The sequence below is a fragment of the Micromonospora sp. NPDC005707 genome (genome assembly GCF_040631005.1).
Classification (GTDB): Bacteria; Actinomycetota; Actinomycetes; order Mycobacteriales; family Micromonosporaceae; genus Micromonospora.
The window spans coordinates 136,813-154,591 of sequence record NZ_JBEXYR010000009.1; the positions used below are offsets into that span (position 1 = coordinate 136,813).

The window sequence follows — 17,779 nt, forward strand, 5'->3', positions numbered from 1 at the left end:
GGTCCCTCCGGGCGCGTACCGCGCCGGAAGGGACCCCTTTGCGCGGTTTCGATCCCGGTTTGGGAGGGTAGTAGGCCGGGGCTTCGAGTCAGGGAGAGAGCGATCATGGGACAGGCAACGGCGCCGGACGGGTACACCGCGTGGACGGACGCGGAGGTGACGGAGGCCGTGGCCCGGTGAACCTCGACACGCGGGACCCCATGACCGACACCCTCGGAGTGCTGGAGGCCGCCGCGCTGCTGCGGGAGCTGACCGCCGGCCTGATCTCGGTCACCGACTTCGACGAGGCGCTGGACCGGCTGGTCCGGATCGCCCGGGACGCCGTACCCGGGGTGGACTGCTGCGGCTTCACCGCGCTGCGCGCCGGTGAGCCCGCCGGAGTGGCCGCCTCCGACCCGGAGCGGGCCGAGCTGGACGACCTGCGGCACGGCCCGGACACGCCGGCCCTGACCGCCATCCGGCGGCGCGAGATGATCACCGCTGGCGACCTGGCCGGGGAGGCGCGCTGGCCGGCCTGGGCGCAGCGGGCCCGCGGGCTGGGCGTGCACGGGGTCATCGCCGCGCCGGTGGACGTGGACGAGCAGGTGATCGGCGCGATCAACCTCTACGCCGAGTCGGCCGGTGCGCTCACCCCGCGGCACCAGCTCACCGCCATGCTCCTCGCCGAGCACGCCGGGCTGCTGCTGGCCGCCACCCGGGACCGGGAGCGGCAGGCCGCACTCGCCGGCCAGCTCGACACCGCGGCGCTGGCCGACGGGGTCGTCGGGCAGGCCGTCGGCGTCATCATGACGCAGCGCGGCTGCCCCGCCCCGGAGGCCCTCGACGTGCTCCGCAGCGCCGCTTCCTCGTTGGACATACCGCTGCGCGAGGTGGCCGAGCGGCTCCTGCTCACCGTCTCCCGGCCCCGGGACAACTGAGCGACATTCGTTTCGCCCCGGTGGGCCTCGGGTAGCACCCTGGACTGGTGAGCTGCACCGACCTGGGGAGGAACCGATGGAGAGCCGGCTGCGGGTGCAGGGGCACCCGATCCAACCGATGCTGGTGACGTTCCCGTTCGGGCTCTTCGTCAGCGCCGCGGTCTTCGACCTCGCCGACGTCGCCGGCGGCCCGGCCTTCCTCGGCGAGGTGGGCTACTGGACGGCGGTCGCCGCCCTGGTCGCCGCCGCGCTCACGACGGTCGCCGGGATGGTCGACCTCTGGGACGTGCGAGCCGACCGGACCCGGCGGACCGCGATCACGTTCAACCTGGTCAACGCCGCGATGGCGGCACTGTTCCTGCTCACCTGCCTGATCCGGGCCCAGGCGCCGCAGCGCGGCGCGAACGGCGTCGAGGTGGCCACCGAGCTGCTCGCACTGGCCGTGGGCTCGGTGGGGGTGCGGCTGGGCGCCCGGCTGATGCGCCAGTTCGACCGCGGCCGGGCCGCGGAGCCGACCGGCTTCGAGGCGCTACGGGACATCCCCGGCGCCACCGTGGAGATCATCCGTCCGAAGGCCTGAAAACGCCTTGCCGCCGGCCGCCCCCGGCCGCCAGGCTCGCCGGATGGACACCGAACGGTACGCCGACGAGCTGATCGCCGAGGGCGCGGCGGCGCCGGTCGAGGGGTGGGACTTCGCCTGGCTCGCCGGGCGGGCCACCGAGGAACGCCCGCCCTGGGGGTACGCCCGCCTGGTCGGCGCCCGGATGGCCACCGCGCGTGCCGCACTGGACATCGACACCGGCGGGGGAGAGGTGCTGGCCGAGGTCCCGGTCCCGCCGCCGCTGCTGGTCGCCACCGAGGCGTGGCCGCCGAACGTGCCGGTCGCCCGGCGCACCCTGCGCCGGGTCGGGGGCGCCGTGGTGCAGGTGGCCGCCCGGCCGCCGCTGCCGTTCCGCGACGCCGCGTTCGACCTCGTGGTCAGCCGCCACCCGGTGGACACCTGGTGGGACGAGGTCGCCCGGGTGCTACGCCCCGGCGGCAGCTACCTGTCCCAGCAGATCGGCGCCGGCACGGTCCGCGAGCTGAGCGAGGCGATCCTCGGGCCGCTGCCGCCGCCGGAGCACCGCCACCCCGAGCAGGCGGTCGCCGCGGCCGAGGCCGCCGGACTGACCGTGGTGGACCTGCGCACGGCCACGTTGCGGACCGTCTTCCACGACATCGGCGCGGTGGTGTGGTTCCTGCGCAAGGTGGTCTGGACGGTGCCCGGCTTCACCGTGGACCGTTACCGCGCCGAGCTGCGCCGCCTGGACGAGCGCATCCGCGCCGAGGGTCCGTTCGTGGCGCACGCCCGGCGCTTCCTCATCGAGGCCCGCTGCCGGTGACCCGTCCCCGTCAGTGCGCGGAGGCGTGGTGGGCGGCCAGCACGTCGGCGCCGAAGTCGCTGGCCGGGCGGCGCAGCACGGTGTGCGCGTGGTTGCCGTCCTCGGTGGTGTTGTCGTACTCGATCAGCAGGTCGTCGCCTTGGATCCGGTAGTAGTGCCGCTGACCCGGTCCGACCGGGCCGGCCCAGGCGAAGTGCAGCTCGCCGCCGGTGAGCCGGCGCGCCTCCCGGGTCGCCAGCTCGGGCGGGAGCCGATCCAGGTAGAGGGCGACGAGCCGGTCGAGCAGCGCCCGGCCGGACGGGGCGAGCCGGCCGCGGGGCACGCCGAGCGGCTCGAGCCGCCCCGGCGCCGTGGCCCGGGTGGCGCTGATGATGTCGGCCGGCGCCTCGTCGGTGACGATCGCGGCGGCCCGACCGGCCGTCCCGAACGCGTCGAGCAGCTCCCGGGCCAGGTCCTCCTCCGGCCCGAGCGGCCGGGAGACCGGCCGGCCGGCGTGCCGGACGGTGGCCGGGTTGGCGCCGAGGAAGATCGGGGCGGGGGAGACCTGGTCGTCGACCACGGTCATGCTGACCGACAGGTGGTGCCCCTCGAACCGCCACGCCCACCGGTCGTCGCGCACCGGGTCACCGAAGACCGCCACCCAGTAGTCGCCGCTGTGCCGGCCGCGCTGCCAGCCCTCCGCCCGATCGAGGACCTCCTCCAGCGCCACCACGGCCATGGCCTGGGCGTAGGCGGCCGGGCTGAGCGCGGTGGCGAGCAGCCGGTGGGCGGCCTTGCGGGCGGCGCCGCTCAGGTCGGCGAGGCTGACGCCGGGGCGGGGCCGGGGCCGGTACTCCAGCCACCGGCGCGCCGGCTCGTCGTCGAAGTCGTGCCGGGCCCGCTGCGCGGCCGGCTCGTCGAGCGCCGCCAGCAGCGCGCCGGCCGCCGCGCGCATCTGCTCGGGTACGGGATCCTCCACCGCACCTGTATACCGCCCCGCCGCCGGGCGCGCCGGCAGCCCGCCCGGGCCGGTCAGCTCCGGCCGAGGAGGGCGAGCATCTCGGGAAGATCGAAGAAGCGGGCGGTCTCGACCGCCGACGGATCGCCGTGCTCGGGGTCGGCGCCGGCGTCGAGCAGCGCCCGGACCGCCTCGGCGTTCCTGCGGAACACCGCCGCGGCGAGCGCGGTCTGCCCCCGGTCGTTCGTCCGGGCCGGGTCGGCGCCGCGCGAGAGCAGCGCGCCCACGGTCTCCGGGTGGGCGTGGTACGCGGCCAGGATGAGCAGCGTGTCGCCCTTGGCGTTGGTCAGGTTGACCGGCAGCCCCGCGTCCACGTTCGCCGCCAGCTCGTCGGTCGTCCCGGCGCGGGCCAGGTCGAACATCCGGTGGGCGAAGGCGAGCGTCTCGGCGTCGAGTTCGTCGGGCATCCGTCCAGGTTAGTGGGCGCCTCGCCGGCCCCGCCTGGTAGCTTGCCGAGCCGGCACGGGAGGCGCGGATGGACGATCGGGTGTACGTCGGCAACGCGGCGGTGGACGGGGCGACCGACGCGGGCTGGCTGCTGGGGCACTTCAAGCCGCCCGGCGACGTCCGGCACAGCACCGAGGTCGAGGTGAAGTGGGGCGTGCATCCGGCGGGGGAGACCCGCTCGCGGTGGGCCACCGGCGAGCGGCGTACCGCCCTGCTGGTGCTGATCAGCGGTGCCTTCCGGATCGAGCTGGCGGATCGGACCGTGGTGCTGCGCGAGCCCGGCGACTACGTGGTCTGGGGCCGGGGCGTGGACCACTCCTGGTACGCCGAGCGGGAGTCGGTGGTGCTCACCGTGCGCTGGCCGTCGGTCCCCGGCTACCGGGTGGACCCGCCCGTCCTCCGCTGACCTGCCGCCACGCGGTTCGCGGCGTCCCAGCATGCGGTATTACCTACTAAACCCATAGGGTTTAAAGACTATGCTGAGGAGCACGCCGCCACCGCACGTGAGGACGCCCCGCCGATGACCAGCGCCGCCCCGTCCGACCTGCTCGCCGTCGCCGCCCGCTGGGCCGACCCGACCGGCTGGCCCGTGCCGCTGTGCTTCGACCGCGCCGAGCGGTGGTACGCGCGGCTCGCCGGCGACGCCGAGCACGAGGTGTGGGCGCTGAGCTGGCTGCCCGGGCAGGGCACCGACCTGCACGACCACGGTGGCTCCTCGGGCGCCTTCCTGGTCGTCGCCGGCACCCTCACCGAGGAGACCGTCGTCGGCGGCCGGTTGCGCCCGCACCAGCTCGCCGCCGGCTCCGGCCGCCGTTTCGGCCCCCGGCACGTCCACGTCGTCGGCAACCGCAGCGACCAGCCGGCGGTCAGCGTGCACGTCTACCGGCCCGCGCTGCGCCGGATGACCCGCTACCGCCTCGACACCGGGCGGCTCCTGGTCGCCGAGGTGGCCGAGGCCGGGGTCGCCTGGTGAGCCGGCCCGCACTCCGACCCCCGACCGTCACCGCTGGAAAGGACGCCACGATGGCGCAGACCCCCACCCGCACCGAGAGCTGTCCGGTCCCACCGCCCGGCTCCCGGAGCATCGACGAGATGCTCGCCGCCGCCCGCGCCCGGCTGCGCCGGCTCGACCCCGAGCAGGCCCACCTGGCGGTCCGGGGCGGGGCCCTGCTCGTGGACATCCGGCCCGCCGGCCAGCGCGCCGCGCACGGCACCGTGCCGGGCGCCCTCGCCGTCGAGCGCAACGTCCTGGAGTGGCGCTTCGACCCGCGCTGCGCGGCCCGGCTGCCGCAGGCCGTCGACTACGACGTGCCGGTGATCGTCCTCTGCCAGGAGGGCTACACCTCCTCGCTGGCCGCCGCGGCCCTCCAGGACCTCGGCCTGCACCGGGCCACCGACGTGGCGGGCGGCTTCGCCGCCTGGCGCATCGCCGGCCTGCCCACCCTCGGCCCCACCCCGCTGCCCCGACCCTCGCCCGCCGCGCCCCCGGTGACCGCCGGCCGGGCGCCCCGCTGACCGCCCCGCCGCACCCCCGGTGGGGCGGGGCGACCGCCCGCACAGGAGGCTCCCATGTCCGTTGTCGCCATCTCCTCCCGTCCGGCCCGACCGGGCCGCCCCGACCGCGCCGCGCCGCACCGGCCGCGTACCGCCCCGACCCTGACCATCACCCTCGACCTGGGCGCCGGTGCGCTGACGCCCGGCCTGGCGCGGCTGGTGGACCTGCTGGACGAGCTCGCGGCCTCCGGCGAGGGCCTGCTCCGGCCCGATGAGCACCAGGCCGCCCGCGCCGTGCTCGACCTGCGCCGCGCCGGCGCGCCGCCGGAGCCGCCCGCGCCGCCCGCCGGGGCCGAGGAACCCGGCACGGTCCGCGTCCTGACCGGCACCCGCCGGGTCCGCCACGACGGCGCCGAGGTGACCCTCACCCGGATCGAGTACGACCTGCTGCTCTTCCTCGCCGAACATCCCCGGCGGGTGTTCACCCGGCGGCAACTTCTCGCCAACGTCTGGGGCTACGAGCACGCGGTGGCCCGCACCGTCGACGTCCACGTGCGCCGGCTGCGGGCCAAGCTCGGCGTCGACACGCCCCTGGTGACCACCGTGTACGGCATCGGCTACCGGCTGGCCGACGAGGCCCGGATCGTGGTGGACCGGGAGCGCTGAGGCGCCGCCGGCCGGTGCGCGGCGTACCCGGTTCACGGGTACGCCGCGTTCACGTTCGCGGGTGCACCGCCCATTGTGAACCGGGCGGGGACCCCCCGTACCGGGTCAACTCGTCGCTCTGCTGTAATCAACGGGCTCGTACGCAGAGCGAGCATGCGGCTCCGATGTGTTCGTCAATTGTCACATTCATGCAACGCAGCCGCCCCTTGACCCTCGCACAGGCGCCGGGAAGCATCGATGAAGCGGCGTCCCGGGCCGTGGGGAGATACCCGGACCAGCCAAGGAGGACCATGTCGGTCAGCCCCGCCTCGTCGCGCGCCGGATGGCATACGTCCCAACCCGCGGTTCCGGGTCGTCCCCCCGGCGGCCAGCGCCGCCCCGCCAACACCTCGGCGCCCGTGCTCACGGTCACGTTGAACATCCCGCTGGCCTGCGAGGAGTCGCTCACCCCGGCCGCCCGCCGGCTGCTCGACGCAGCCCGTGAGCTGCTCGAACGCGGCGACGCCGTGATCAGCACCGGCGCCGCCCCGGCGGAGCGCCGCCCCGACCCGGTGCCGGCCGGCCGGTCCCCGGGGCGCCCGCTCGCGCCGACCATCCCGACCCTGCACATCCTGGCCGCGTCCCGGTCCGTGCTCCGCGACGGCGAGCCGCTGCCGCTGACCCGGCTGGAGTTCGACCTGCTGCTGCACCTCGTCGCCCACCCCCGCCGGGTGTTCACCCGCCTGCAACTTCTCAACGCCGTCTGGGGCTACGAGCACGCCGGCGTCCGCACCGTCGACGTGCACGTGCGCCGCCTGCGCGGCAAGGTCGGGGTGGACGTCCCGCTGGTCACCACCGTCTACGGCGTCGGCTACCGGCTCGCCGACGACGCCCGGGTCACCATCGACCGCACCGGCTGACCCCGCCCGGGCCCGGCCGCCACGTGCCGATCGCCCTCCGGACGGAGCCCCGACCGCCCGGCCGATCACCGCGACCCGCGCCGAGGGACGGAGCCCCGACGCCCGGCCGATCGCACCGCGACCCGCGCCGAGGGACGGAGCCCCGCCCGGCCGATCGCATCGTGACCCGTCCCGCCGGGCAGGATGGTCGGATGCGCGTCCGCCCCATCACGCCCGAGCTGCTCGTCGCCGAACTGGCCGACCGGCTCGCCGGCGCCGCCGTGCCCGGCCGGCTGCGGGTGGCCGTCGACGGGCCGCCGGCAGCCGAGCCGGACGCCCTCGCCGCCGCCCTGGTCGACCCGCTGCGCGCCGCCGGCCGCCCGGTGCTGCACGTCCGGTCCGCCGACTTCCTCCGGCCCGCCTCGATCCGCCTGGAGCACGGCCGGACCAACCCGGACGCGTACTACGAGGGCTGGGTCGACGAGGCCGGCCTGCGCCGGGAGGTGCTCGACCCCGCCGGCCCGGACGGGACCGGCCGGCTGCTCCCGTCGCTCTGGGACGCGACCGCCGACCGGGCCAGCCGCGCCGCGTACCTCGAACTGCCTCCCGGCGGGGTGGTCCTGGTCAGCGGCGCACTGCTGCTCGGCGGCGGCCTGCCGTTCGACGTCGCCGTCCACCTGGTGCTCTCCCCGGCGGCGCTGGAGCGGCGGACCGACCCCGAGCTGCGCTGGACCCTGCCGGCCTTCGCCCGGTACGCCGACGAGGTCGACCCGGCCTCCTTCGCCGACGTGGTGGTCCGCGCCGACGACCCGCGCCACCCCGCCCTCGTCGAGGCCGGCTGACCCGCACCGGCCCGCCCGCATCCGGACGACCGCGTCCGGGGCGGCCGGGACGGGGACGGTCCGGGCGGCGCAGCCGGGCACGAACGGCGACGAAGAACGCGGAAATCCCCGGTTTGATCCGCGGACCGGGTGGGTAATCGCCCGGCTCACAGGGCAGGGGTGATCTCGCCCATGCATCCATCGGACCACGTTCCGGGGCGCTCGCGCCCCGGAATGTTATGAGGCCCCAGGAAAGGCAGGCAGCGATGCTCGTCCACGACACGACAGCCACGGGCCGCTCCCAGGCGGAGGTCGACCAGATCCGGCAGTCCCTCACGTCGCGGTACGACGAGCTGACCGCGGAGTACGACCAGGCCGTGCTGCAGAGCCAGGTCCTCCGGCTGGTCGAGGTCGGCGACACCGCCGGCGACGACCAGGCCGACAGCGGCACCAAGACCGCCGAGCGGGACACCGCGCAGTCCCTGCTGCGCACCATCCTCGACCGGCGCGCCCAGTTCGAGCACGCCCTCACCCGCCTCGACGAGGGCACCTACGGCTTCTGCGAGGGCTGCTCCGCGCCGATCCCGGTGGAGCGCCTGGAGATCTTCCCGTCCGCCACCTCCTGCGTGTCCTGCAAGCAGACCCGGGAGCGGCGGGCGGCCTGAGCGTCGCCCGGGTTGCCGGTCGGTCCAAGTAGCGGTGGACTCGCCAGATGGGTGACATCAAGGTGGGCACCGCCTCCTGGACCGACCGGACCCTGCTCGACTCCGGCTGGTACCCGGCGAGCGCCGACACCCCGGAGAAACGGCTGTCCTATTACGCCCGGCAGTTCCCGCTGGTCGAGGTCGACGCCACCTACTACTCGCCGCCGGCCGAACGGACCGCGCAGCTGTGGGTGGACCGCACCCCGCCCGGCTTCACCTTCAACATCAAGGCGTTCAGCCTGCTCACCGGGCACCCGACCCGGGTCTCCGCGCTCTACAAGGACCTGCGCCCGGAGACGGAGAAGAAGAACCTCTACCCGGACGACCTGCCGCCGCAGGCGTACGAGGAGGTGTGGACCCGGTTCCTGTCCGCCCTGGACCCGCTGGTCGAGGCCGGCAAGCTGGGCGCGATCCTGTTCCAGTTCCCGCCCTGGTTCACCATCCGGCGGGACAACAAGCAGTACCTGCTCGAGGTGGCCCGGCGTTGCGCGCCGCTGCGCCCGGTCTTCGAGTTCCGGCACGCCTCCTGGTTCGACGGCGACAACGCCGACGAGACGCTGGGCTTCCTCCGGGAACACGAGTTGCCGTTGGTCTGCGTGGACATGCCGCAGGGACACAGGTCGTCCGTACCCCCGGTGCTGGCCGCCACCGCGGACCTCGCGGTGGTGCGCTTCCACGGGCACAGCGACAAGTGGACCAGCAAGGACATCCACGAGAAGTTCGGCTACGACTACTCCACGCGGGAGCTGCGCGACTGGGCGCCGAAACTGCGCGAGCTGGCCGGCGACGCCGAGCGCACCCACGTGCTCATGAACAACTGCTACCGCGACTACGCCCAGCGCAACGCCACCACCCTGGCGGGTCTGCTCGACGCCGACTGAGCAGTTCACCCGGCCCGGGTGAGGCCGCCTCACCCGATGCCCCAGCAGCATGGACGGTGTGCGCGGTCCGTCGACCGGCGCGACCGCGCGGCCGAGGAGGAGGTGGGGTCATGACGGTGCGGGTCGTAGCGGATCGACGCCGTGGCGGGGTGCTGCACGTGGTCGGGAATCCCGACGCGCCCCGGCGGGGCGGGCGGCCCGGGCGGTTCAGCCCGACCCGGCTCTGGCGGGGGCCCAGCGGGCCGCCGCGACGCACCGACGACCGACGTTGGGAAAGCGAAGCACGGGGGTGGGCAGATGGCTGAGCAGCTGATTTCCGCGTTCGAGTCCTCGCTGGACAAGACGAACGTGATCCTCAAGGAGATCGAGTCGGCGTACGGCTGGCCGAAGGCGCAGCGCAACCAGTCCTACGCGGCGTTGCGTACGGTGCTGCACCTGTTGCGGGACCGGATGCCGGTGCAGGAGAGCGCCGAGTTCGCCCAGCAGTTGCCGGTGCTGGTGCGCGGCATCTACTTCGACGGCTGGCAGCCGGAGAACGTGCCGATCAAGTTGAACCGCGACGACTTCCTCTACGAGGTCCGCCAGGGCTTCCCGTACGACGTGGAGGGCGGCCCGCAGCGGGTGGTGCAGGTGGTGCTGGACACCCTGCGCCGGCACGTGACGCAGGGCGAGTGGGAGGACGTGAAGTCCACCATGCCGAAGGACCTGGGTCAGATGATTCCCTGACCGGCTCCGTCCCCGGCCCGCTCCGCCGCACCGGCGGGGCGGGCCGGCGGCGTCCGGGTGACCGGCAGCCCGGCCCGCCGGGCCAGCCCGGCGAAGGCCACCGCGTCGACGATGGCCGCCCCGCCCGGGTCGTTGTTGAAGTAGACGTACGCCGGCTCGCCGGCCGGGAAGGCGGTGGCGAGCCGGCGCACCCAGGTCGCCAGCGCGGCGCGACCGTAGCGGGGCCAGGGCCGGGCCCGGCCCTCGTGCAGCCGCAGGTAGCCGAAGTCGGTGGTGCGCCACAGCGGGGTGACCGGGCGGCTCAGCCGGTCCGCCCAGACCAGCGCCGCCCGGTGGCGCTCCAGGACCCGCCGGGTGTCGTCGGTCCACCAGGACGGGTGGCGGGGCTCCACGGCCACCCGCACCTCGGCGGGAAACAGCCGCAGCGTCGCGTCCAGGGCCGCCGGGTCGGCCCGCATGGTGGGCGGGAGCTGCACCAGCACCGGCCCCAGCCGGTCGCCCAGCCCGGTCGCCCGGTCCAGGAAGCGGGCCACCGGCTCGGCCGGCTCCCGCAGCCGCTTGATGTGGGTGAGGTAGCGGCTCATCTTGACCGCCACGCAGAAGTCGCCCGGCGTGCGGTCCCGCCAGGCCACGAAGGTGTCCCGCTCGGGCAGCCGGTAGAAGGCGTTGTTGACCTCGACCGTGGCGAACCGCGCGGCGAAGTGCTCCAGCCAGAGCCGCTGCGGCAGCTTCGCCGGATAGAAGCGCTCCCGCCAGTCCCGGTACTGCCAGCCCGACGTGCCCACCAGGATCATCGCGGCCGCCTAGGCGAGGTCGATCCGGAACACCTCGAAGGCGGCCCCGTACCGGACGCCCAGCCGGGTGCCGGCCGGCCGGGCCAGCCCCTCGAGGAACTCCTCGGCGTCGAAACCGCCGTCGCCGAGCCCGCTCAGGTACGCCCCGTGCGCGCGCAGCGACGCCACCCCCCGGTCGAAGCTGGCCGTCACGTCCACCCCGTGCCGGGCCTGCGGGGAGCCGGCCGCCCACACCTCGCGGACCCGGGACCACGGCCCCACCCCGTCGGTGAGCTGCTCCGGAAAGATCCAGCGGTTGCCGGCGTCCCGGACGGCGTCCAGCGTGGCCCGGCCGCAGGCGATGTGGTCGGCCTGGTTGAGCGCGTACGCCCCGTCCCAGGTCTCCCGGAAGTTGTTCGTGAGCACGACGTCCGGGCGGTGCCGGCGCACCACGGCGGCGATCGCGCGGCGCAGCGCCACGCCGTACTCCAGCAGACCGTCGGGGAGGCCGAGGAACTCCACGGTGTCCACCCCGACCACGGCGGCGGAGGCCCGCTGCTCCTCCTCCCGCAGCACCCGGCTGCGCTCCGGCGGCATGCCGTCGATGCCCGCCTCGCCGCTGGTGAGCAGGCAGTAGACGACCTGCTTGCCCTGCCCGGTCCAGCGGGCCACCGCGGCGGCCGCGCCGAACTCCAGGTCGTCCGGGTGGGCCACCACGGCGAGTGCCCGCTGCCAGTCCTCGGCCAGCGGCGTCAACGGCTCCGGCTGTCCCACGCCCACCCCTTCCCGGTGCTCCCTCTCTGCCATCCTGGCACCGGACGCGTCCGCCCGCCGCCCGGCAACCCGCGGACACCGGCCCCCGCGGCGCCCGCCGTCGCCGGCGACGTGCACTGTGAACGGCGTGACCTGCCGCATCGGGTGACCCTCGCCGGGGCGCGGCGAACCGTCCGTGCGGCCGCGTCCGGGCGTCTACGGTGTGGTTAGAGAAGATCGGGCGTGGGGTACCACCCGCTGCACACGGACCCCGACGACGGGGCGGCACACCGAGGGAGCACCCATGGCACTCAACGACGACGACATGCAGACCACCGGCGGCGGCGGTGCCGAGGGCCCGGCCGACGGTGGCGCGACCCCGGGCCAGCAGGACGGCGGCGCCGACGGCGGCGCGGACCGTGGCGCGGAGCGCGGCCGGGACCAGGGTGCCGACGCGGGCGCGGAGGGCCCGGCCGACGGTGGCGCGACCCCCGGTCAGCATGACGGCGGGGCGGACGGCAGCGCCGAGGGCCCGGCCGACGGCGGCGCGACCCCCGGTCAGCGCGACGGCGGCGCCGACGGCAGCGCCTGACGGATGACCGTGACGCACCTCGACCCGCCGGGCGGCCACGGCCGCCCGGCGGTTCCGTCTTCCGCCGCCGACGCCCTCGCGCGCTGCGTGGCGGTCGAGCCGGCCAAGTTCGCCGCCGACCACTGGGGGCGCAGCCCGCTGCTGTCCCGGGCGGCCGAGCTGCCCAACCCGGCCGGCTTCACCGACCTGCTCAGCCCCGCCGACGCCGACGAGCTGCTCAGCCGGCGCGGCCTGCGTACCCCGTTCCTGCGGGTCGCCAAGGACGGCCAGCTCGTGCCGGCGGCGCGGTTCACCGGCGGCGGCGGCGCGGGCGCCGAGATCGGCGACCAGGTCCTCGACGAGCAGATCCTCGCCCTGTACGCCGACGGCGCCACCCTGGTCCTCCAGGGCCTGCACCGGACCTGGCCGGCGCTTGTCGACTTCGCCCGCGACCTGGGCGCCGCGCTGGCCCAGCCGTTGCAGGTCAACGCCTACCTGACCCCGGCCGGCAACCAGGGCTTCGCCACCCACTACGACACCCACGACGTCTTCGTGCTCCAGGTGGACGGACGCAAGCACTGGCGGATCCACCCGCCGGTGCTGCCCGACCCGCTGGAGAAGCAGCCCTGGGGCGGCCGGGCCGACGAGGTTTCCGCCGTCGCCGAGGGCCGGCCCGCGCTGGACGTGGTGCTCGAACCCGGCGACGCGCTCTACCTGCCGCGCGGCTGGCTGCACAGCGCCCAGGCACAGGAGTCCAGCTCCCTGCACCTGACCGTCGGCATCCGGGCGCTGACCCGGCACGCCCTGGTCGAGGAGCTGCTGGCGCTGTCCGCCGAGGACGTCCGGCTGCGCGCCGGGCTGCCGTTCGGCATCGACGTGGCCGACCCGGACGCCATCGAGCCGGAGCTGACCGAGACGGTCGAGGCGCTGCGCGACTGGCTCCTGCGGGCCGACCCGGCCGCGGTGGCCGCGCGGCTGCGCGCCCGGGCCTGGCCGGCCGCCCGCCCGGCGCCCATCCGGCCCCTCGCCCAGGCCGCCGCCCTGGCCACGCTCGACGCGGACAGCCGGGTCGCGCCCCGGGCCGGGCTGCGCTGGCAGCTCACCCCGACGGGGGACGGGAAGGTGGCGCTGCGGCTCGTCGACCGCACCATCACCCTGCCCGGCACCTGCGAGCCGGCCCTGCGCGCGCTGCTCGCCGGCGAGGTGACCCGGGTCGGCGACCTGCCCGGCCTGGACGACGACGCCGACCGCCTGGTCCTGACCCGCCGCCTCCTCAAGGAAGCCGTCCTGACCCCCGCCTGACCCCCCTGCACCCCGCGCCCCCTCGCCCCCTCGCCGCCTCGCCCCCTCGCCGCCTCGCCGCCTCGCCGCCTCGCCGCCTCGCCCGAGCGTGTCGCCCACCGCCGTCCTGGCCGGTCGATCATGAAGTTATTGCCCGCCACGACGGCGTGTCGCGGCAATAACTTCATGATCACCGGGCCGGGCCGGGCCGGGCGGGCCGGGCGGGCCGGGCGGGCGGGCCGGACCGGGCGGGGGTCGGGCGGGGGTCGGTCAGCGGGTTGCGGTCAGGGTCAGCAGGAGGGCGGTCGTGGCCAGGCCGGTGGCGGCGACCAGCATGATCGGGCGGGGGGTCAGCACGGCGTGACGGCGGTCGGCGAGCAGCCGGGCCGGCGCCAACCCGACCAGCGGCCCGAGCAGCGTCACGACGAGGGCCAGCACGGGCAGGCCGACCGCCAGGTCCCCGCCGGAGCCGGCGCCCAGCGCCCGCGCGCCCTCGCCCAGGGCGTACGCCACCAGCGCCCCGCCGACGCCGCAGCCGACCAGCAGCGGGTTGGCCGAGCCCGGCAGCTCGCCCGGCTGGCGGGTGCGGTCCAGCAGCTCGCGTACCCCGCGCAGCAGCGGCACCGGGTCGCCGGTGGCGTCGCGGGCCGGCCCGGGCGGGTCACCGAGCCGCCGGCCGCCGGCGCCGATCCGCTCCCGGAGCTGACCCCACAGGTGGGTGGCCTCGGTGTCCACCCGCTCCACCATGCGCCGCGCCTCGGCCACCTCCGCCTCGGCCCGCCGCACCTGCTCGGCGGCGTCGGCGACGGCGCGGTCGGCAGCGGCGACCTGCTGCGCGTACCAGCCGTGCGCCTCGGCGCGCTGGGCGGCCACCCGGGCGGTCAGCTCGGCGAGCCGGCGGACCTGGGCGGCGTACGTCTCACTGGCAACCGGTTCGTTCATCGGGACGGACCATAAGGGATGATCACCTGTCCGGTGCGGTGCACCGCCCGGTCGAAGTAGAGGCCCCGCCACGGGCGGGGATACCAGTCCGGCCCGCCGGTGCCCGGGTAGAGCGAGGAGCCCAGCTCGGCGCCCTGCACGTCGAGCGCCACCCACGCGCCGATCTGGTCGATGCGCGCCGCCGGCCCGCCCAGGTCGACCCGCATCCGGGCCACGCCGCGCCACCAGGCCAGCACGTGGGTACGCCGTTCCGGCCCGTCGTGCAGGATCCGGCGCAGCTGTTCCAGACCGGTCCGCCGGCCGGCCTTCCCGGCGAGCTGCCCGGCCGCCGCGTCGACCGCGTACAGCAGCAGGAAGTGCGGGGTCTGCGGGGTGCCCGGGGCGCCGAGCGCGTCGCCGACCTCGGCCATCAGCTCCGGCACCGTCTCCTCGTCGTACCAGGAGGCGTCGTCGGCCAGGTCCTCGTAGAGGGCGCGGGCGGCCGGGTCGGCGTCCGGGTCGAGGCAGGCGATGGAGAACCGGGCGGTGCCGGGCCGGTACTGCCGGGCGAGGGAGCGGGCGGCGGCGTCCAGCACCGCGCAGGCCTCGTCGACCCGGGTGCCGAGCACGGCCAGGTTCCGGCCGGGTGCGCGGGGCAGCCGCAGCGCCGCCGAGCGGGCCTGCACGTCGATGATCTCGCCGAGCAGCGCCACGGGGCTGCGCGGCACCCCCTGCTCGGGGGCGGTGAGCGCCCGGAAGTCGGGCGCCTCGGCCAGCCGCGGGATCGCGTCGCCGTCGAAGAGGCGGGCCGGGGCGGCGTCCTGCGGGCGCATCCGCCACAGCCGGTGCTGGAGCTGGCTCCACGTCTCCCAGTCGCCGGCCGACGGGATGCGGGCCACCTCGTTCCCCTCGGCCAGGCCGGACTCGGCGTTGACCACGGCGTGGTGCCGGGGCAGCGACTGCGCCGCGTCGTTGCGTTCGGCCAGGATCCGCAGCGCCTTGGGCAGGGCGATGCGCAGGGTGAACTGCGCGACGAGGGCGGGCCGCCCCCACAGCGCCTCGATGCCGCGCACGTCCTGCGAGGCGAGCACCAGGTGGATGCCCTGCGACCGGCCCCGCCGGGCCAGGTCCTCCAGCAGGTCGGCGGCCTCCCGGGCGACCACGTCCCGGCCGGCGAGCAGCGCCTGGAACTCGTCGACCACCGCCACGATCCGCGGCCAGTGCCCGGTCGGGTCGACCGCGCGCAGCTCGGCCAGCTTGGTGACCTCGTGCTTCTTCGCCGCGTCGGCCCGGCGGCGCAGTTCCTCGGCGAGGAACCGCAGCAGCGCCAGCCCGAACTCCCGGTCGGTGTTGACGTTGATCCCGACCAGCCGCATGTGCGGCAGCCAGCTCGGGTCCCGCCGGCCCTGGGCGAACCGGGCGAAGGACACCCCCTCCTTGAAGTCGAGCAGGTAGAACTCCAGCTCGGCGGGGGAGTAGCGGGCGGCGAGCGCGCCGATCCACGCGAAGATCAGGTTGGTCTTGCCGGTGCCGGACGGGCCGCCGATCAGGGCGTGCGGCGGATAGTCGCCGAGGGTGAGCAGCACGGGCCGCCCGTGCGGGCCCTCGCCGATCGGCGCGGTCAGCCCGTGCGCCGAGTCCTCCCGCCAGTATTCGCCGGCCGGGGGGAGCAGGTCGGTGAAGGGCGCCGGTGGTGGCCCGGCGTTGACCCGGGAGGCCACGTCGCGGCAGGTCTCGGTGACCAGCCCGGCTGGCGGCGGGGCGTCGAGCGCCACCGGCAGGCCGCCGATCCGGGCGTCGTCCGGGTCGACCACCACCCGGGTGACGGTCGGCCCGTCGGGCAGGTCGATCCCGCGGACCACCAGGTGCACGCCGCAGGCCGCACCGGTACGCACCACCCGGTCCAGCTGGCCGCGCTCGTGCCGGGACAGCTCGTCGCCGCCGAGCAGCACCGCCACCCGCCACGGTTCCGGGCGCCGGCCGGTCGCGGCGGCCAGCTCGCGCAGCGACGCGTACTCGCCGGCCAGCACGGTCTCGTTGATCCGGCGGATCTGCTCCACCAGGTCGTCGAGCAGCCGGCCGAGGCCGCCGGGGCCGACGAAGGTGAGCAGCCCGGCGGTGCCGAGCGGGGCGAACCCGGCCAGCCCGCCGCCGAGGTGCTCCGGGTCGTACCCGAAGAGCCGGACCGCCCCGGGGTCGGCCCGGCCCACCGACCGCAGCAGCAGCGCGGGCACGACCGCGGCGACGCCCTCCCGGTCGCTGCCGGCGAGGTGCACGTGCCCGGCGTCGAGAAGCGGCACCAGCGCCGGCACCGGCTCGGCGCCGGGGATGCGTACCGTGCCGACCCGGACCGCGCCGGGTGGCTCGGCCCGGCCGGCGGGGGTGGCCTGCCAGTCGTCCCACGGCGCGGACGCCGCGCCCGGGGCCTCCCGCCCGGCCGCGGCGGCGGCCCGGCGGGCCAGCTCGGCGATCCGGGCGGCGTGCCGGGCGTCGATCTCGGCGAGTCGCTGGTCGCGCGCCGCGCCCACCCGCTCCGGCACGGCCGCGGCGGCCCGCCGCACCCGGGCCAGCCGGTCCCGGCCGGCGGCCAGGTCGGCGTCGGCGTCGGCGAGCCGGTTCCGGGTGGTGCCCAGGGCCTCGGAGAGCAGCCCCCGGACCCGCGTCACCAGTTGCGCGCGGACGTCAGCCACGGGACGGCTCCCGGTCGTCGGTGTCCTTGGGCAGGTCGCGGCCGAGCCGGTCGAGCAGCACCCCGGTGACCACCCCGGCGGTGACGGCCGGGTCGGCGGCGTGCGGCTGCTCCTGGTCGTCGGCGCGGCGCGGCGGGGGCATCCGGCAGACCCGGGTGAGCAGGGTGTCCAGCACCGGCGGGGGCAGGCCGGGCAGCAGGTCGCGGACCCGCCCGTCCAGCTCCCGGCGCAGCCGGCCCAGGTCGTCGGCGCGCGGCGGGTGGCCGAGCAGCTCGCCGGCCAGGCCGCGCAGCATCGGCGGGGCGATCGCGGCCAGCCCCAGCCCGACGTCGGCGTGCGCCCGGCGCAGCTCCCGGTGCAGCCGGTCCCGGTCGCCGGCGCGGATGCCGGTCACCACCCGGCGCAGCAGCTCGCGGGAGTCCCCGACCCGCTCGTCCGGGTCGTCCGGGGCGCCCTCCCGGCCGCCGGTCAGCTCCGCGACCCGCACCGCCCACCAGCGCCGTACGGCCGGCTGCTCGTCGGGTTCCGGGGCGGTGTCCGGGGCGGGGGATGCGACCTCCCCGCGGGCCGCGTCGTGCCGCGGCCGGCGGTCCGCGGCCTTCGGCGCGGGCGCCCCGTCGGCGGCCAGCCCGATCGCGGCCAGGTACGCCGACAGCTGCTCCTGCGCGACCCGCAGCGCGTACCCGGCGGTCTCGGCGTGCTCGGTGGCGGCGGAGAGCTCCGGCACCCCCATCGGGTTGGCCGACTCCTGGCGTACCCAGCGCAGCCGCTCGGTGGCCTGGCCGAACTTCTCCAGCGCGGCGGCGAGCTGGGCCAGGGGCAGTTCCTCGGCGGCGGCGCGGACCTGCGCGCCGATGTCCTCGACGATGGACACGGC

The 17,779-nt window shown here is 76.3% G+C and carries 21 protein-coding genes; 14 read left to right on the forward strand and 7 right to left on the reverse strand.

Annotation, left to right across the window (positions count from 1 at the left end):
• Nucleotides 1–200 precede the first annotated feature (200 nt).
• The 3 genes from ABZ452_RS20075 (at nucleotide 201) to ABZ452_RS20085 (ending at nucleotide 2,299) form a co-directional block, all read left to right on the forward strand.
• Entirely contained in the window at nucleotides 201–917 is a 717-nt protein-coding gene (locus ABZ452_RS20075; RefSeq protein ID WP_357944875.1) for a GAF and ANTAR domain-containing protein, read from the forward strand.
• 76 nt (nucleotides 918–993) lie between these two features.
• Entirely contained in the window at nucleotides 994–1,497 is a 504-nt protein-coding gene (locus ABZ452_RS20080) for a DUF2231 domain-containing protein (protein ID WP_357944878.1), read from the forward strand.
• Between the two features lie 43 nt (nucleotides 1,498–1,540).
• Nucleotides 1,541–2,299: a class I SAM-dependent methyltransferase gene (locus ABZ452_RS20085; RefSeq protein WP_357944880.1), complete on the forward strand. Its 759-nt coding sequence runs from the start codon at nucleotides 1,541–1,543 to the stop codon at nucleotides 2,297–2,299.
• 10 nt (nucleotides 2,300–2,309) lie between these two features.
• Here ABZ452_RS20085 and ABZ452_RS20090 read toward each other — a convergent pair whose 3' ends face one another.
• On the reverse strand, nucleotides 2,310–3,257 hold the full coding sequence (locus ABZ452_RS20090) for a DUF3500 domain-containing protein (protein ID WP_357944883.1): 948 nt from the start codon (nucleotides 3,255–3,257) through the stop codon (nucleotides 2,310–2,312).
• A 53-nt stretch (nucleotides 3,258–3,310) separates the two neighbouring features.
• Nucleotides 3,311–3,703 carry an ankyrin repeat domain-containing protein gene (locus ABZ452_RS20095; RefSeq protein ID WP_357944886.1) on the reverse strand — a complete coding sequence of 131 codons (393 nt, stop codon included), beginning with the start codon at nucleotides 3,701–3,703 and terminating at the stop codon, nucleotides 3,311–3,313.
• A 68-nt stretch (nucleotides 3,704–3,771) separates the two neighbouring features.
• Between ABZ452_RS20095 and ABZ452_RS20100 the strand changes: the two genes are divergently transcribed.
• The 9 genes from ABZ452_RS20100 (at nucleotide 3,772) to ABZ452_RS20140 (ending at nucleotide 9,913) form a co-directional block, all read left to right on the forward strand.
• Nucleotides 3,772–4,149, forward strand: a complete 378-nt coding sequence (locus ABZ452_RS20100) for a signal peptidase I (protein ID WP_357944888.1) — start codon at nucleotides 3,772–3,774, stop codon at nucleotides 4,147–4,149.
• Between the two features lie 114 nt (nucleotides 4,150–4,263).
• The gene (locus ABZ452_RS20105) at nucleotides 4,264–4,716 is read left to right on the forward strand and encodes a cysteine dioxygenase family protein (protein ID WP_357944891.1); all 453 of its coding nucleotides are present in this window, start codon (nucleotides 4,264–4,266) and stop codon (nucleotides 4,714–4,716) included.
• Between the two features lie 50 nt (nucleotides 4,717–4,766).
• The gene (locus ABZ452_RS20110) at nucleotides 4,767–5,258 is read left to right on the forward strand and encodes a rhodanese-like domain-containing protein (protein WP_357944894.1); all 492 of its coding nucleotides are present in this window, start codon (nucleotides 4,767–4,769) and stop codon (nucleotides 5,256–5,258) included.
• 141 nt (nucleotides 5,259–5,399) lie between these two features.
• Nucleotides 5,400–5,903, forward strand: coding sequence for a winged helix-turn-helix domain-containing protein (locus ABZ452_RS20115; RefSeq protein ID WP_357945361.1), 504 nt, complete (start codon nucleotides 5,400–5,402; stop codon nucleotides 5,901–5,903).
• A gap of 290 nt (nucleotides 5,904–6,193) precedes the next feature.
• The gene (locus ABZ452_RS20120; protein ID WP_357944897.1) at nucleotides 6,194–6,802 is read left to right on the forward strand and encodes a winged helix-turn-helix domain-containing protein; all 609 of its coding nucleotides are present in this window, start codon (nucleotides 6,194–6,196) and stop codon (nucleotides 6,800–6,802) included.
• Between the two features lie 191 nt (nucleotides 6,803–6,993).
• Nucleotides 6,994–7,623 (forward strand): uridine kinase, encoded by a 630-nt coding sequence (locus ABZ452_RS20125; protein ID WP_357944900.1) that lies wholly within the window; start codon nucleotides 6,994–6,996, stop codon nucleotides 7,621–7,623.
• A 245-nt stretch (nucleotides 7,624–7,868) separates the two neighbouring features.
• Complete coding sequence (locus ABZ452_RS20130; protein WP_357944903.1) at nucleotides 7,869–8,267, forward strand: TraR/DksA C4-type zinc finger protein; 399 nt, start codon at nucleotides 7,869–7,871, stop codon at nucleotides 8,265–8,267.
• A gap of 47 nt (nucleotides 8,268–8,314) precedes the next feature.
• Nucleotides 8,315–9,187, forward strand: coding sequence for a DUF72 domain-containing protein (locus ABZ452_RS20135; protein WP_357944906.1), 873 nt, complete (start codon nucleotides 8,315–8,317; stop codon nucleotides 9,185–9,187).
• 297 nt (nucleotides 9,188–9,484) lie between these two features.
• The gene (locus ABZ452_RS20140) at nucleotides 9,485–9,913 is read left to right on the forward strand and encodes a DUF2267 domain-containing protein (RefSeq protein ID WP_357944909.1); all 429 of its coding nucleotides are present in this window, start codon (nucleotides 9,485–9,487) and stop codon (nucleotides 9,911–9,913) included.
• Here the strand turns inward: ABZ452_RS20140 and ABZ452_RS20145 are convergent.
• Together ABZ452_RS20145 and ABZ452_RS20150 are read right to left on the reverse strand one after the other, a co-directional pair.
• On the reverse strand, nucleotides 9,898–10,707 hold the full coding sequence (locus ABZ452_RS20145) for a DUF72 domain-containing protein (protein WP_357944911.1): 810 nt from the start codon (nucleotides 10,705–10,707) through the stop codon (nucleotides 9,898–9,900). The genes ABZ452_RS20140 and ABZ452_RS20145 overlap by 16 nt on opposite strands.
• A gap of 9 nt (nucleotides 10,708–10,716) precedes the next feature.
• Nucleotides 10,717–11,460, reverse strand: coding sequence for a PIG-L deacetylase family protein (locus ABZ452_RS20150; protein WP_357944913.1), 744 nt, complete (start codon nucleotides 11,458–11,460; stop codon nucleotides 10,717–10,719).
• Between the two features lie 283 nt (nucleotides 11,461–11,743).
• Here ABZ452_RS20150 and ABZ452_RS20155 point away from each other — a divergent pair, with 283 nt between their 5' ends.
• Both ABZ452_RS20155 and ABZ452_RS20160 read left to right on the forward strand, forming a co-directional pair.
• The gene (locus ABZ452_RS20155) at nucleotides 11,744–12,031 is read left to right on the forward strand and encodes a hypothetical protein (protein ID WP_091266016.1); all 288 of its coding nucleotides are present in this window, start codon (nucleotides 11,744–11,746) and stop codon (nucleotides 12,029–12,031) included.
• A 9-nt stretch (nucleotides 12,032–12,040) separates the two neighbouring features.
• The gene (locus tag ABZ452_RS20160; RefSeq protein WP_357945363.1) at nucleotides 12,041–13,312 is read left to right on the forward strand and encodes a cupin domain-containing protein; all 1,272 of its coding nucleotides are present in this window, start codon (nucleotides 12,041–12,043) and stop codon (nucleotides 13,310–13,312) included.
• 249 nt (nucleotides 13,313–13,561) lie between these two features.
• Here the strand turns inward: ABZ452_RS20160 and ABZ452_RS20165 are convergent, their stop codons facing one another.
• From ABZ452_RS20165 to ABZ452_RS20175, 3 genes are read right to left on the reverse strand one after another with little or no spacing between them, the layout of a single operon-like run.
• Nucleotides 13,562–14,233: a hypothetical protein gene (locus ABZ452_RS20165; RefSeq protein ID WP_357944916.1), complete on the reverse strand. Its 672-nt coding sequence runs from the start codon at nucleotides 14,231–14,233 to the stop codon at nucleotides 13,562–13,564.
• Nucleotides 14,230–16,902 (reverse strand): FtsK/SpoIIIE domain-containing protein, encoded by a 2,673-nt coding sequence (locus tag ABZ452_RS20170; RefSeq protein ID WP_357944919.1) that lies wholly within the window; start codon nucleotides 16,900–16,902, stop codon nucleotides 14,230–14,232. The genes ABZ452_RS20165 and ABZ452_RS20170 overlap by 4 nt, the downstream gene beginning before the upstream one ends.
• Nucleotides 16,895–17,776, reverse strand: a complete 882-nt coding sequence (locus ABZ452_RS20175) for a hypothetical protein (protein WP_357944922.1) — start codon at nucleotides 17,774–17,776, stop codon at nucleotides 16,895–16,897. Before ABZ452_RS20175 ends, ABZ452_RS20170 begins: the two co-directional genes overlap by 8 nt.
• Nucleotides 17,777–17,779 lie beyond the last annotated feature (3 nt).

Coding starts and splice junctions, on each gene's coding strand:
- ABZ452_RS20075 (WP_357944875.1), top strand. CDS start 201: ATGACCGACACCCTCGGAGTGCTGGAGGCCGCCGCGCTGCTGCGGGAG.
- ABZ452_RS20080 (WP_357944878.1), top strand. CDS start 994: ATGGAGAGCCGGCTGCGGGTGCAGGGGCACCCGATCCAACCGATGCTG.
- ABZ452_RS20085 (WP_357944880.1), top strand. CDS start 1,541: ATGGACACCGAACGGTACGCCGACGAGCTGATCGCCGAGGGCGCGGCG.
- ABZ452_RS20095 (WP_357944886.1), bottom strand. CDS start 3,703: ATGCCCGACGAACTCGACGCCGAGACGCTCGCCTTCGCCCACCGGATG.
- ABZ452_RS20100 (WP_357944888.1), top strand. CDS start 3,772: ATGGACGATCGGGTGTACGTCGGCAACGCGGCGGTGGACGGGGCGACC.
- ABZ452_RS20105 (WP_357944891.1), top strand. CDS start 4,264: ATGACCAGCGCCGCCCCGTCCGACCTGCTCGCCGTCGCCGCCCGCTGG.
- ABZ452_RS20110 (WP_357944894.1), top strand. CDS start 4,767: ATGGCGCAGACCCCCACCCGCACCGAGAGCTGTCCGGTCCCACCGCCC.
- ABZ452_RS20120 (WP_357944897.1), top strand. CDS start 6,194: ATGTCGGTCAGCCCCGCCTCGTCGCGCGCCGGATGGCATACGTCCCAA.
- ABZ452_RS20125 (WP_357944900.1), top strand. CDS start 6,994: ATGCGCGTCCGCCCCATCACGCCCGAGCTGCTCGTCGCCGAACTGGCC.
- ABZ452_RS20130 (WP_357944903.1), top strand. CDS start 7,869: ATGCTCGTCCACGACACGACAGCCACGGGCCGCTCCCAGGCGGAGGTC.
- ABZ452_RS20135 (WP_357944906.1), top strand. CDS start 8,315: ATGGGTGACATCAAGGTGGGCACCGCCTCCTGGACCGACCGGACCCTG.
- ABZ452_RS20140 (WP_357944909.1), top strand. CDS start 9,485: ATGGCTGAGCAGCTGATTTCCGCGTTCGAGTCCTCGCTGGACAAGACG.
- ABZ452_RS20145 (WP_357944911.1), bottom strand. CDS start 10,707: ATGATCCTGGTGGGCACGTCGGGCTGGCAGTACCGGGACTGGCGGGAG.
- ABZ452_RS20155 (WP_091266016.1), top strand. CDS start 11,744: ATGGCACTCAACGACGACGACATGCAGACCACCGGCGGCGGCGGTGCC.
- ABZ452_RS20165 (WP_357944916.1), bottom strand. CDS start 14,233: ATGAACGAACCGGTTGCCAGTGAGACGTACGCCGCCCAGGTCCGCCGG.